9 protein-coding genes and 1 tRNA gene are annotated in these 13,801 nt (G+C 68.0%); 9 read left to right on the top strand and 1 reads right to left on the bottom strand.

The genetic code is table 11. The features are described from left to right. Positions 1 to 153 precede the first annotated feature (153 nt). The 9 genes from ACFRAH_RS11605 to sufU all read left to right on the top strand — a co-directional run bounded on the left by ACFRAH_RS11605 (position 154) and on the right by sufU (position 12,287). Positions 154 to 225 (top strand) — tRNA-Gln (locus tag ACFRAH_RS11605). 122 nt (positions 226 to 347) lie between these two features. Next, positions 348 to 1,838 (top strand): bifunctional UDP-N-acetylglucosamine diphosphorylase/glucosamine-1-phosphate N-acetyltransferase GlmU, encoded by a 1,491-nt coding sequence (glmU, locus tag ACFRAH_RS11600; RefSeq protein WP_377991024.1) that lies wholly within the window; start codon positions 348 to 350, stop codon positions 1,836 to 1,838. Positions 1,839 to 1,843: 5 nt separating this feature from the next. After that, complete coding sequence (locus ACFRAH_RS11595; RefSeq protein ID WP_377991023.1) at positions 1,844 to 2,824, top strand: ribose-phosphate diphosphokinase; 981 nt, start codon at positions 1,844 to 1,846, stop codon at positions 2,822 to 2,824. Positions 2,825 to 3,059: 235 nt separating this feature from the next. Further along, the gene (locus ACFRAH_RS11590) at positions 3,060 to 3,674 is read left to right on the top strand and encodes a 50S ribosomal protein L25/general stress protein Ctc (protein ID WP_377991022.1); all 615 of its coding nucleotides are present in this window, start codon (positions 3,060 to 3,062) and stop codon (positions 3,672 to 3,674) included. 119 nt (positions 3,675 to 3,793) lie between these two features. After that, the gene (pth, locus tag ACFRAH_RS11585) at positions 3,794 to 4,378 is read left to right on the top strand and encodes an aminoacyl-tRNA hydrolase (RefSeq protein WP_377991021.1); all 585 of its coding nucleotides are present in this window, start codon (positions 3,794 to 3,796) and stop codon (positions 4,376 to 4,378) included. Between the two features lie 176 nt (positions 4,379 to 4,554). Further along, positions 4,555 to 7,293, top strand: a complete 2,739-nt coding sequence (locus tag ACFRAH_RS11580) for a LuxR C-terminal-related transcriptional regulator (RefSeq protein WP_377991020.1) — start codon at positions 4,555 to 4,557, stop codon at positions 7,291 to 7,293. Beyond that, positions 7,271 to 10,009 (top strand): LuxR C-terminal-related transcriptional regulator, encoded by a 2,739-nt coding sequence (locus ACFRAH_RS11575; protein WP_377991019.1) that lies wholly within the window; start codon positions 7,271 to 7,273, stop codon positions 10,007 to 10,009. Before ACFRAH_RS11580 ends, ACFRAH_RS11575 begins: the two co-directional genes overlap by 23 nt. Positions 10,010 to 10,468: 459 nt before the next feature. Beyond that, the gene (locus tag ACFRAH_RS11570; RefSeq protein ID WP_377991018.1) at positions 10,469 to 11,794 is read left to right on the top strand and encodes a SufS family cysteine desulfurase; all 1,326 of its coding nucleotides are present in this window, start codon (positions 10,469 to 10,471) and stop codon (positions 11,792 to 11,794) included. Between the two features lie 43 nt (positions 11,795 to 11,837). Continuing rightward, on the top strand, positions 11,838 to 12,287 hold the full coding sequence (gene sufU / locus ACFRAH_RS11565; RefSeq protein WP_377991017.1) for a Fe-S cluster assembly sulfur transfer protein SufU: 450 nt from the start codon (positions 11,838 to 11,840) through the stop codon (positions 12,285 to 12,287). Positions 12,288 to 12,314: 27 nt separating this feature from the next. Here sufU and nhaA read toward each other — a convergent pair whose 3' ends face one another. Continuing rightward, the gene (gene nhaA / locus ACFRAH_RS11560; protein WP_377991016.1) at positions 12,315 to 13,661 is read right to left on the bottom strand and encodes a Na+/H+ antiporter NhaA; all 1,347 of its coding nucleotides are present in this window, start codon (positions 13,659 to 13,661) and stop codon (positions 12,315 to 12,317) included. Positions 13,662 to 13,801: the final 140 nt, after the last annotated feature.

Genomic DNA, 13,801 nt, shown 5'->3' with positions numbered 1-13,801 from the left:
CATCATGCCTTACGTCAAGCGGCGGGCAGGGGCGGCGGCGGGTCCCGGCGCGCTGCCCGGATGGAACCGGCGCACCCGAAGCGCCGAGGTCGCACGAGCGTCAACGTTCGTGGCAGAATTGGTTCTCGTGCCCAGGCTTAGCGCCGGGCACGGTCCGCTCTGGTGTAATGGCAGCACCCCGGCCTTTGGAGCCGTGGAGTATAGGTTCGAATCCTATGGGCGGAACAGCTGCATCAGAGGCGTCCAGTAGGATAAACCCTGTTGCCGGTTCCGGGCAGAGGCCGGGACACCGCCGCGCACGCAGCCGCGGATGCAGTACAGCGCAACCGAGCAAGGAGAGCCCGTACGTGAGCCCCGAGAAATCCGGCCCAGCCGCCGTTATCGTCCTAGCTGCAGGTGCCGGTACCCGGATGAAATCCCGTACCCCCAAGATCCTCCACGAAATCGGCGGCCGTTCCATGGTGGGCCACGCCCTCCTCGCCGCCCGCAGCATCAGCCCCGAACGCCTGGCCCTCGTGGTCCGGCACGAGCGGGACCGCGTCGCCGCCCACCTCACCGAACTCGACCCGGATGCCCTGATCGTGGACCAGGACGAAGTTCCCGGCACCGGCCGCGCCGTCGAGGTGGCCCTCGAAGCCCTGGACGCCAAGGAGCCCGTCGCCGGAACGGTCGTGGTCACGTACGGCGACGTGCCGCTGCTCACCGGTGACATGCTCTCCGAGCTGGTGTCCACCCACGAGCGCGAGGGCAACGCCGTCACCGTGCTCACTGCGGTCCTGGACGACGCCACCGGCTACGGCCGCATTCTCCGCGGCGAGGACGGCACGGTCACGGGCATCCGCGAGCACAAGGACGCAACGGACGCCGAGCGCGCCATCCGTGAGATCAACTCCGGCATCTACGCCTTCGACGCGGCAGTCCTCCGGGACGCCCTCGTCCACGTCACCACCGACAACTCGCAGGGCGAAAAGTACCTGACCGACGTCCTCGGGCTGGCCCGCGAGGCAGGCGGCCGCGTGGCCGCCGTCGTCACCGCCGACCGCTGGCAGGTGGAAGGCGCCAACGACCGCGTGCAGCTCGCCGCGCTCGGCGCCGAACACAACCGCCGGATCGTGGAGGCCTGGATGCGCGCCGGCGTCACTGTCGTCGACCCCGCCACCACCTGGATCGACTCCACGGTGACCCTGGCGGAGGATGTCCGGATCCTGCCCAACACGCAACTGCATGGCACCACCACGGTGGCGAGGGACGCCGTCGTCGGCCCCGACTCCACACTGACGGATGTCAGCATCGGGAAGGGCGCCAAGGTGACCCGGACCCACGGTTCCGGTGCGGAGATCGGCGCGGGGGCCAGCGTTGGCCCCTTCACCTACCTGCGCCCGGGAACGGTCCTCGGTGAGACCGGCAAGATCGGTGCCTTCTACGAAACCAAGAACGTCAGGATTGGCCGCGGCTCCAAGCTGTCGCACCTGGGCTACGCCGGGGACGCCGAGATCGGCGAGGACACCAACATCGGCTGCGGCAACATCACCGCGAACTACGACGGCGAGAAGAAGCACCGCACGGTGATCGGCTCGGGCGTCCGCACCGGTTCCAACACAGTATTCGTCGCTCCGGTCACGGTGGGGGACGGTGCCTACAGCGGCGCCGGTGCCGTGATCCGCAAGGACGTGCCCGCCGGTGCCCTGGCGCTGTCCATGGCTGCACAGCGCAATGCCGAAGGCTGGGTCGCCGCCAACCGTCCGGGCACGCTGTCCGCGGAACTGGCCGAAGCCGCCGCGGCCCGCGAAGGCCACTCTGATTCCTCAAATTCCCCCGCATCTACAGAAGAGGGCTAGCAACCATGACCGAAATTACGGCTCACGGCGAGAAGAAACTGGTGCTCGCCGCAGGGCGCGCACACCCGGAGCTTGCCCGGGAGATCGCCAAGGAGCTGGGCACGGAACTGCTGCCTGTGGACGCCTACGACTTCGCCAACGGCGAGATCTACGTGCGCGCCGGGGAGAGCGTCCGCGGCACCGACGCCTTCGTCATCCAGGCGCACCCGGCACCGCTGAACAACTGGCTCATGGAACAGCTGATCATGATTGATTCGCTCAAGCGCGCCTCGGCCAAGCGGATCACGGTGGTTTCGCCGTTCTACCCGTACTCGCGCCAGGACAAGAAGGGCCGCGGCCGCGAGCCGATCTCGGCCCGCCTCGTCGCCGACATGTACCGGACCGCCGGCGCCAACCGCATCATGAGCGTTGACCTGCACACCTCCCAGATCCAGGGCTTCTTCGACGGCCCGGTGGACCACCTCATGGCCATCCCGCTGCTCGCCGACTACATCCGGACCCGTGTCGATGCCGACAACATCACCGTGGTCTCGCCGGACACCGGCCGTGTGCGAGTAGCGGAGCAGTGGGCCGAACGCCTCGGCGGCGCGCCGCTGGCATTCGTCCACAAGAGCCGCGACCTGACCGTGCCCAACCAGGCCGTCTCCAAGACTGTCGTGGGCCAGATCGAGGGCCGCACCTGTGTGCTGATCGATGACATGATCGACACCGGCGGAACCATCTCCGGCGCCGTTCAGGTGCTCAAGAACGCCGGCGCGAAGGACGTCATCATCGCCGCCACGCACGCCGTGTTCTCCGACCCCGCCGCCCGGCGCCTGTCCGAGTCCGGCGCCCGCGAAGTGGTGGTCACCAACACGCTGCCCATTCCCGCCGACAAGCGCTTCCCGCAGCTGACCGTGCTGTCCATCGCGCCGCTCATCGCCCGGGCCATCCGGGAAGTGTTCGACGACGGATCGGTCACCAGCCTCTTCGACGGCAACGCCTAACGGCGCTGCTTGCGTCCGGCGTCCGTCCCGTTTTCAGTAAACGGGCCGGGCGCTGGTAAACTTTTTTCCGATACCTTGGCGAGGGAGAGCACCTCCGGCAATGCCGGACTGCTGGTCTCCGTTATCGACTGGGTCTGAATCACCCTTCTGGTGGGGCCGCCCGCGGGCCGCCCGGCGTTGAAGGTCACTCCAGACCTCCGCCCTTGCTGAACCAACAATCCACCAGGAGATTCACATGTCTGAGCAGAAGCTCGCAGCAGAAGCACGCACCGAATTCGGCAAGGGCTTCGCCCGCCGCGCCCGCGCCGCCGGCCAGATCCCCGCCGTCATCTACGGCCACGGTGCAGAGCCCGTCCACATCACCCTGCCGGCCAAGGCCACCACCCTGGCTGTCCGCGTCCCCAACGCCCTGCTGTCCCTGGACCTCAACGGTGAAGGCCACCTGGCGCTCGTCAAGGACGTCCAGCGCGACCCGATCAAGCAGATCATCGAGCACATCGACCTCCTGACCGTCCGCCAGGGCGAGAAGGTCACCGTCGACGTTCCCGTGCACACCGCCGGAGAAACCGCCGCGGGCACCGTGCACAACCTGGAACTCACCGTCGTCTCCCTCGAGGCCGAGGCCACCCACCTGCCCGAGGCCGTCGAGGTCAACATCGAAGGCCGCGCCGCCGGCGAGCACATCCACGCCAGCGACCTCGTGCTCCCCAAGGGTGCCGTCCTGCTGACCGACGCCGAGGCCCTGGTTGTCAACATCTCCGAAGCCACAGCTCCCGCTGAGGAAGAAGAAGGCGCAGCCGAGGAAGCCGCAGCAGAAAAGGCTCCGGCCGAAGAAGCTGCTGCCGAGTAATTCGGGCACAACCCTTTCCGCGTTTCCTTCAGCGCGGACCGGTGGCCGGGTCCTTTTCGGACCCGGCCACTGCCGTCCCTGCGCTCCATGCGTGCAAACCCCCGTCTTAGGATTGATTCATGACTGACACCTGGCTGATCGTAGGCCTTGGCAACCCCGGGCCCGAGTACAGCGGCAACCGGCACAATGTCGGCCAGATGGTGCTGGACGGACTGGCCGCGCGAATCGGCGGGAAGTTCAAGGCCCACAAGGCCAGGGCACTGGTTCTTGAGGGCCGGCTGGGTATCGGCGGCCCCCGCCTGGTGCTGGCGAAGCCAGGCACGTACATGAACGTCTCCGGCGGCCCGGTGTCGGCGCTCGCCAGGTTTTACGACGTCGAGCCGTCCCGTGTGGTGGCCGTCCACGACGAGATCGACATCCCCTTTAATACTGTGAAGCTTAAGGTCGGCGGCGGCGAAGGAGGGCACAACGGCCTCCGGGACATCTCCAAGGCGCTGGCCACCAAGGACTACCTGCGCGTCCGGGTGGGGGTGGGCCGGCCGCCGGGCCGGATGGACACCGCCGACTACGTGCTGCGGGACTTCGGCACCGCGGAAAAGAAGGAACTGCCCTTCCTGCTCGATGACGCGGCCGACGCCGTCGAGCTCCTGATCCGGGAGGGCCTGACCGCGGCGCAGCAGCAGTTCCACACCGCCAAGGTGTAGCGCCTTTCCGGCACGGCTTTTCCTCTTCACCGCACCAACCCTCAAGGTCGCCTCAAGGTCTGCGAAATGTGAACGCAGTGCCCTGTATCCCTGCAAACTAACGGGGTAGTCTACTTTCTAAGCGGGGGAGGCGATGGGGCCTTTATCCTGCCGGGCGGGATGTAAGGAAAAAGTTCATGTCAATTGAGCCACTGAGCTGGGGACGTGGGTCTACGGCGGGCGTGCTGGCGGGACCGGCGGCCGTCGCGGGCGGAACGGACCTCCAACGATGGTCGGTTCCGGCGCGCAGCGCAGACCTTGAAGCCATCCGCACTGCGCTGACAGATCCTGAGTCCCTGGGCGTTGTTATCACCGGTGCCCGCGGTGTGGGAAAATCCTCGCTCGCCCGCACCGCTGTAGCTGAGCTGGGCCCCGACGTCTGGGCGCTCCAGCTTCGCAGTCCCCTGACCGGCTCGCAAACCTCCTACGCCTGCCTCGCCTTCCTCCTGGCCAGGCTTCCGCAGTCCGCGCTGGCTTCCCCCACCGCCATCCTCCAGGGCATCACCTCCCTGATCCGGTCCGACGCCGCGGGCCGGGACTGCGTCATCACCCTGGACACCACCGGCCAGATCGACGACATGAGCGCCGGCGTCATTCTGAACATCATGCTGACGCACACCGCCCGCGTCATCGCCATCGCACCCAGCACCAGCGACCTTCCGGCGGATTTCCACTGGCTGCTCACCGACCGGAGGCTGACGGAAGTCCGGCTGGACAACCTCAACGAACTCCAGACCCGCCAGGTGCTCCTGACGCTGCTGGGCCACCGTGTCTCCGCCTCGCTTGTGAGCACGTACCACGCCATCGTGGGTGGCAATCCGCTGCTGCTCAAGGCGCTCGTCACGGAGCAGCAGCAGTCAGGAAACCTCGTCCTGTCGGATTCCGTCTGGACCCTGCGGGACAGGGTGGTGCTCGACGGCGCCACCGGACTGGATGACATCGTCCGGTCCCGCTGGTCCCGGGAAAAGCCGGAAACCCGTGAGGTCATCGAGATGCTTGCCTGTGCACGGCGTGTCCCGCTGGCCAGGCTGACCGAAATCTATGGAACCGCTACCGTGGCTGACATGGAGGACGCCGGACTGCTGACGGTCGCCGACACCGGGGACCGGTGGGTCTCCGTGCGGGAACAGTACCTCGGGGACGTCGTGCGCTCGTGGCTGAGCATCTCCCGCCGGCGTGAACTCCGGACCCAGTTGCTGGGCGGCCAGGAACCCGAGCTGTCCGCACTGACCATGGAGGAGCGGATCGAGTTTGCCGCCTGGACCCGGGAATGCCAGGCCGAGCTCAGTCCCGCCATGGCTGTGGCCGCGGCGGAGGCGGCGGTGCACCTCTTCGACCCGCGGTTCGCGATCTCCTGCGTGGAAGGCATCAAGAAGACCGACGCCGTGTGGGTGGACGCGCAGCTGCACAAGGCAACTGCCTACCTGCTGCTGGACCTGCCGCTGCAGGCCATGGCGGCGCTGGAGGATATTTCCCAGGCGCAGTTGGACGCGCTCGATGAGGAACCCTTCGCCCGCGTGGTGGCAGCCAAGAGCCGGGTCATGGTGTGGCTCCCGGAGTTGTGCGACAAGGTGCCGGACGAGCTGGCGGCCGCCCGCAAACGGCTCGGCGTTGCCGCGGGAGTGGCGCCCAGCTGGCCTGATCCGCTTGGCACGGCAACCAACGTCATCACCCTTGCCGAATTCGAATACAAATCCTTCATCGGCGACTACGCCTCCATGGTCGGGGCGCTGGAGGAAGCCTCAGACCCCGCGGTCAACAAGGACCCCGGCCTGAGGATTCAGGCGGCGCTGATCCTGATGCACGCCCTGTCGGCGGTCGGCCGGGAGATGGACGCGCTCCAGGTGATGCGGCGCGTCGGCGGCCAGCTCTCCGATGCAGGGCCGCTGACCGGCCTGCGGGAGCGGTTCGCAATGACGGCGTTTAACGTGCTGCTGCAGGCCGGCCAGTGGAGACGGTGCCTGGAACTCGTGGGCCCGCCCAAGGGGCAGGAGGAGCGCCGGCTGGCCTACCGTACGTCCGCCACGGAACTGGCGGCCGGCATCGCCTACGTTTTCTCCGGCCGCGGTGCGGTGGCGCTTGATTCACTGCTGTCCGCGGTTGCCCAGCTTGAGCTCCGCCCTGTCCTGAACATGCTGCAGGCCGCTTACGCAGCCACGGCCTTTGCCTACGCCCAGATCGGCAACGCCGGGCAGGCGCACAAGTATCTCGACAAGCTCCGCGGAGCGCGCGGGCACTGCAACTTCGGCACCCTGTTCGTCACGGACTTCTGCGCGGACATGGCAGGCCGCTGGGTGGGGGACACCGACGCCGTGAAGCGGCTGCTCGAGGCGGCGCACCGTGACATCGCGGCCGGCCGGTACACGCTGGCGGGAATCAGCCTGCTCGGAGCGACCGTGAACGGAACCGACGAGGACTTCCGCCTCATGGAGGAGGTGGCCGGCCACCGCCAGGGGACCCTGGCCGAAATCTCCCGCCTCGTGGCCGTGGGCACGCGCACCAAGGACGCCAAGGTTCTCCTGGAGGGCGCGCACCTGTGCGCGGAACTGGAACTCGACGCGGTGGAGGCCCGGTGCGTGGCGCTCGCCGTCGACTTCGCCCGCCATTCCGGTGATTCCGCATCTGCCCGCGTCGCCCAGGCCCGGCTGGACAGCCTCACCGCCACCGTGCCCAGCCTCCCGATTGTCCCCAGCAGCGGAAGCCCGCTCCTCACCGCCCGTGAACGCCAGATCTCCCGGCTGGCGGGCCGGGGCGTGTCCAACCGGGACATCGCCCTGGAGATGGGCGTTTCAGTCCGGACCGTGGAAGGGCACCTGTACCAGGTCTTCACCAAACTCGGCGTGACATCGAGGGGTGATCTGCCTGGCCTCGTCTAACAGCTACCCACCCCACACCATTTCGGCCAACGGCCGCGGCGCCAAGCCGGAGGCCGACGTCCGGCAGCTCACGGGCCGCCGTGAAGCCATAGAGCATGTCTGTACTGTCATCCGCAGCCGCGCCAGCCAGGCCGTCTACCTGATGGCGGGCCCCGGCGTCGGAAAGACATCGGTCACGGACGCCGTGCGGGAGAAGCTGGCGGCAGAGATGACGGTGCTCCGCATCCATGGCAGCTCCTCGCTGGCCAAAGTCCCTTACGGTGTGCTGGCGCCCTACACCTCCGGGCTCGCCCCCGAAGAAGCGGACTCACCGGTCGCGGTGCTGCGGGCCGTCTGGGCCCACTTCCAGGAGCTGAAGGCAGGCAGCGACCTCAAGGGCGGCACGGACGCCCCCGTGCTTCTGGTGGTGGATGACGCCCACCATCTCGACGACGCCACCGCCAGCATGGTGGTGGACATGACGTCGGCCGGCTGGGCGACTGTGCTGGCTGCCGGACGGCCGCGGCCGGGCCTGCCCGCGGCCCTGAACCAGCTCTGGTACGACGGCCTGGCCGAACGCATCGACCTCCGCCCGCTCAGTGGCGAGCAGGTCAGGGAAGTGGTGGAACATACTCTCCAGGGGACGGTTCCGGTCAGCACCGTCCAGTCGCTGTGGTCTGCATCGGGCGGCAACCCGCAGCTCCTCGACTGCCTGCTGAGCGACGCAACAGCGGCGGGAATCCTGGTGCAACGGAACGGGATCTGGGTGCTGCTCGGTCCGTTGCCGGCTGACGGACCCCGGCTTTCGGACCTCGTGGTCAAGGATCTGCTCCGGAGGACGCCGGAGGAGCAGGACGCGCTCAAGGTGATCGCCCTGGCGGAGCCGGTGCCCAGGCGCCTGGTCGAGGACGTGTGCGGCGCCGGCGTGGTGCGTTCATTGCTGGACAACCAGGTGGTGAGCGAATCGGCGGCAACGCAAACGGAGCTGCGGCTCACGCACCCCATCCTGGGCGAATCGACGCGCCGCCAGGTGTCCGTCTCGCGGAGCCTGCAGTTGCGGCAGAAGCTTGACGCCCACCTGGACGCTGCCGCTGCAAGTGCCGAGGGCAGGCTGCGGCTGGTTGAATGGTCGCTGGAATGCGGCCTGGAGGTGCCCGACCGGAACCTCCTGGACGCCGGCCTGCTGGCTGCGGCCACGTTCAATAACGCCGGCGCCCGGCTCATGGCCAGTCACGTGCGCGCCACGGAATTGCAGGCGCTGGCGCTCTCCATCACCGCGCGGGCACACTTCAACGAGGGAAAGTACCGCGAGGCCGCCGAACTCCTTGACGGCTGCTGGCTCGATCTGGCGGAGGATCCGGAGGCGCCGCAGGTAGTGATGCTCAGGGCCTCGACGCACATGGCGCTGGGAAAGTCCGTGCCGTCGCTCCGGTCCGAATCACGCCAGCAGCTGGAGGAGGCCGGGATTGACCCGGAGGGCTCCTGGCAGGACAGGATCCACGGTCTTCTGGAGATGGCGGCCGACGCCGACCATGAAGGCATTGCCGGCGTCATCACCTCGCTGGGGACACCGGATCCGGACACTGCGTCGGCCATCGAGGCAACACAGCACGCCGTGGCGCAGGCACTGCTTGCCCAGGCCCTGGTTGCGGCCGGCCGGTCACACCAGGCCCACGCAGCGGCCGCGGCCGCCGGCCCGTTCCTGCCGGCGCTCAACGGCGGCCTGTATTTCTTCAACGAGTTTGTCCTGACCCGGCTGGCCCTGAGCACCCTCGCTGCCGGCAACTGGGAATCCGCCGAACATGAGCTGTCCGGTTACCCGGCGGAGCGAACCGAGGGCGCCGCGACCTTCGGCGGCGGGATCCAGGCACTCCGCGGCCTCGGCCTCCTGCGGCAGGGGCAGCTGGAGCGCGCCTACCAGGTCCTCCTGCCCGCGGTCGAGGCCCTCCGGGTGAACGACCCCCTGCAGGAGTTCAGGTTCGGTTCGTCGCTTGCCTTCTACGCCGCGGCGCGCCTGGGCGACACCGCCCAGGCCAAACGGCTCGAACAGGACTTCATTTCAGCCCGGCACGCCAGCGGACCCGGCTGCGACGCCGTCGCTGAGGCCTATGCCGCCGCCGCAGCCGAATACCTCGACCGCAAAGGCAGCGGGCTGGAGAGGCTCCGTGAGCTCGCGGCGTCCGGGTCCGTAGCGGACCACCCCGGAACCAGGATGGAATGCCTGATCCTCTGCTCCGACCTCGGCGAACGCTCGCTGGCGCGGGAGCTCGCCTCCCTCGCCGCCTCAGTGGAAGGCCGCTGGGCGGCCGGCTGGCGCCAGCTGGCCCAGGCCTGGGCCTCGGAGGACGCCGACGTTCTCATGGATACAGCCGCCACCCTCGAGGAAGCCGGACTGGTCAACCTGGCACGCGAGGCGTACGCCAGGGCCGGTGCCCTGTTGGATGCCGCAGGGGAGCGGCGCCGTGCCCGCCAGGCGATCGCGCACCGGGAGAAATGCGACCAGGAGCTGGGCGAGCGGTTCCGGGAAAGCCCGTTCGTTGCTTCCGTCCCCAGTGTCCACCTGACCCGCCGCGAGCGGGACATCGTGGAGCTGGCCGTGCAGGGCCTCTCCGACCGCGAGATCGCCCAGCAGCTGATGGTGTCCGTACGGACCGTCGAGGGGCATCTGTACCGCAGCTACGTCAAGCTCGGCGTCCGCCGGCGCGACGAGCTCGCGCTCGCCCTTCCCAAGAAGTAGCCCCTCGCCAACTGATATTTTTCGGCCCCGGCGGCTCCATTCCGCGCGGTTCCGCGCCCGACTGCGCCACCTGCGGGAACCAGTAGTTAAGTACTCAGAAAAACGAGTACCGGGTACTGGTGCCGCGGGCGCCAGTACGCGATTTACTAATAGTGGCAGCGGAAGCAGGGCTGATCTCCCCCCGAAGCTGCCACCAGATTTACCAGGTCTCGCACCCAGATTTCCGGCCTCAGGGTCCGGGCAGGGCGGGGCCGGCGACGTCAGAGCCTTCTGAGACCGAGGCTCTCCCCCCAGCCGTCGCCGGCCCTTACAAGTAATGAAAAGGGCGGCCTGCAATGACGAAGGCCGCCCTTGGTATGTGTCCGGCCAGGCCCGCCCTTGCAGTGAGGGCCGCCACTGCTGCGGCCAGGGGCGCTGTGGGACAATTGAGAGGTACCTCGAGGCACCCAAGGAGTCCCATTGGCCGTAGTATCAACGCCAACCACGCTGACGCGTGCCCTTTCCGCGATGGACAACGCCGAGGTCCTGCGGATCCGCAACGACTTTCCCGTCCTGCACCAGACGGTTAACGGCCGCCCGCTGATTTACCTGGATTCCGGAGCCACCTCGCAGAATCCGCTGAGCGTGATCGAAGCGGAACAGGAATTCTATGAGCAGCGGAACGCGGCCGTGCACCGCGGAGCCCACCATCTTGCCGTGGAGGCCACCGAGGTCTTCGAGGACGCCCGGCAGACCGTCGCCGACTTTATCGGGGCAAACTACGAGGAAATCGTCTGGACCTCCAACGCCACCGAGGGCCTCAACGTCGTCAGCTATGCGCTCTCGAACGCCGCCTTGTGGGCCGCCCAGGGGCGCGGTGACTCCCGGCTGCGGGACCTGGCCCTGGGACCGGGCGATGAAATCGTGATCACCGAAATGGAACACCACGCCAACCTGATCCCCTGGCAGGAGCTGGCCTACCGGACAGGTGCCACGCTGCGGCACATTCCGCTGGACGACGCCGGGACGCTCCGGATGGACGAAGCCGCGGACATCGTGGGGGAGCGCACCCGGCTGCTGGCCTTCACCCACGCCTCGAATGTGCTGGGAACCATCAACCCGGTCAGCGAACTCGTCGCCCTCGCCCGGCGGGCGGGCGCCCTGGTGGTGCTTGACGCGTGCCAGTCGGCACCGCACCTCGCCCTGGATGTCAAACAGCTGGATGTCGACTTCGCCGTGTTTTCCGGGCACAAGATGCTGGGGCCCACCGGCGTCGGCGTGCTGTACGGCAAGCAGGAGCTGCTGGACGTGCTGCCCCCGGTCCTGACCGGAGGTTCCATGATCACCACCGTGACCATGGAACGGGCTGAATACCTCCCCGCGCCGCAGCGGTTCGAGGCCGGGACCCAGAAGATCTCGCAGGCAGTGGCTCTTGCCGCCGCGGTCAACTACCTGACGGAAACCGGGATCGACCGGGTGCACCGCTGGGAGTCCGAGCTGGGCCAGCGGATGGTGGCAGGCCTGGAAGCCATCGACGGCGTCCGGGTGCTGGGCCCGGCAGCCGGCCAGGACCGCATCGGCCTGGCGGCCTTCGACGTTGCCGGCGTCCACGCGCACGACGTCGGCCAGTTCCTCGACGCGCGCGGCATCGCGGTCCGCGTGGGCCACCATTGCGCGCAGCCGCTCCACCGGCGCCTGGGGCTGACGGCCACCACCCGCGCCAGCGCCTATTTGTACAACACCACCGACGACGTTGACGAATTCCTGGACGCAGTGTCCGGAGTCCGCGCCTACTTCCGGGCCTAGCCCTCCGACGACTAGCCCCTTCCCCAACGACAGGTACCTGAGCATGAGCCTCGACCAGCTTTACCAGCAGATCATCCTGGACCACTCCAAGGCCCGGCACGGCAGCGGATTGGCCGCCACGGCTGTGCCGGACGGCGCGTCCACCGGCCAGTCGCACCAGCTCAATCCCGTGTGCGGCGACGAGGTCACCCTGCGTGTGGCCGTGGACCACGGCACCGTGACGCAGCTGGCGTGGGACGGGGCAGGCTGCTCGATCTCGATGGCCTCCGCCTCCGTGCTGAGCGAGCTGGCCGAGGGCATGAGCGTGGACGAGCTCCGTTCGGTGATCGGGAACTTCCGCGACGTCCTGCGGTCACGCGGGAAGATCACTGCCGACCCCGAAATCCTGGGCGACGCCGCCGCTTTCGAAGGTGTGGCCCGCTACGCCGCGAGGGTGAAGTGCGCCATGATCTCCTGGGTCGCGGCCGAGGACGCCCTGAACCAGGCCGCCTGACGGCCGGTCTTTGGAGGATGTGCTGGTTCAGCCCTCCTGTTCGGACCGTTCGAAGACATCCGGGACGCCGTCGCCGTCGTCGTCCCTTGCCTCTTCCGCTTCCAGTCGCCGGTAGTGCCTGTTGCGGGCCTTAAGAACGACGGCGGCCAGCACCGCGGCGGTCAGGGAACCGGCCAGGATGGCAACCTTTGCATGATCGTCGTGGGCCGAGCCCGGGCCGAAACTCAGTTCGGCGATCAGCAGCGAAACCGTGAAACCGACGCCTGCCAGGAGCGACAGCCCGGCGACGTCGACCCACTTCAGCCCGGCGTCGAGCTGCGCACGGGTGGTCTTCGTGACGAGGAACGTCGCCCCGAAAACGCCAAGTGCCTTTCCTGCGATCAAGGCCGAGACGATGCCCACCGCCACGGGGTCGGCCAGGGCGGCGGCCAGCCCCGAGGAGCCGCCGAGCGCGACGCCGGCTGAGAAGAACGCGAAGACCGGGACGGCGAATCCCGCGGACAGCGGACGGAGCCGGTGCTCCAGGCGCTCGGCCATGCCGGTCCCGCCGCCGTCGGAAACGGTGCGGTCATGACGCGAGGCCGCCACCGGGACGGTGAAGCCGAGCAGGACGCCGGCCACCGTGGCGTGGATGCCCGACGCGTGCACGAGTGCCCACGTGGCGGCTGCCAGCGGCAGGAGCAGGGACCAGTGGCTGATCCGCTTCTGGACGAGCCAGGCGAAGAGCGCCAGCGGGATAATCGCGGCGAGCAGCAAAGCAGGCTGGATCCCGGAGGAATAGAAGAAGGCAATGATGCCGATGGCGATCAGGTCGTCCACCACGGCCAGGGTGAGCAGGAATGTTCTCAGCGCTGACGGGAGATGGGTGTTGATCACCGCGAGCACTGCCAGTGCGAAAGCGATGTCGGTGGCGGTGGGGATCGCCCACCCCCTAAGGGCCTCGGCGCCCTGGTTCCAGACGATGGCGGAGTAGATGATGGCTGGCAGGGCAACGCCGCCCACGGCGGCCGTTACCGGGACCACCGCCTTGGCCGGCCGGCGCAGGTCACCGGATACAAACTCCCGTTTGAGCTCCAGGCCGGCAATGAAGAAGAACAGGGCGAGCAGTCCGTCGGAAGCCCAGTGCCCCACGCTCAACTGGAGGTGCCAGGGCTCGTAGCCAAACGTCATGTCACGCAGCCCAAAGTAGGCGTCCGCGGCGGGGGAGTTGGCCCAGATGAGGGCGGCGGCCGTGGCGGCCAGGAGCAGTGCGCCGCCGACCGTCTCGGTCCGGAGGATGGCGGCAATGCGGAGGTATTCGGGGTACGTGGAGCGGCTGAATACCGGGAATTTCAGGGGAGGAAACTTGCGGAACGGGAAGGACGGCTTGGGCATTGCAGCTCCTCGCGAAGGCTCGGCTAAAGTCTTGCCGACCAGACTTCCCGGCGCACCCTGTGTACCCAGCTTATCTGACTGGGAGGGTCCGCCGGTTGAGCGTGTCAAAACAAGGTTTCGACGGGCTCAACCGGCGGACA

This window comes from Arthrobacter sp. NPDC056727 (genome assembly GCF_042790555.1).
Classification (GTDB): domain Bacteria; phylum Actinomycetota; class Actinomycetes; order Actinomycetales; family Micrococcaceae; genus Arthrobacter.
Note: the sequence above shows the minus strand (reverse complement) of the source record. Positions and strands in the feature narration are given on the sequence as shown.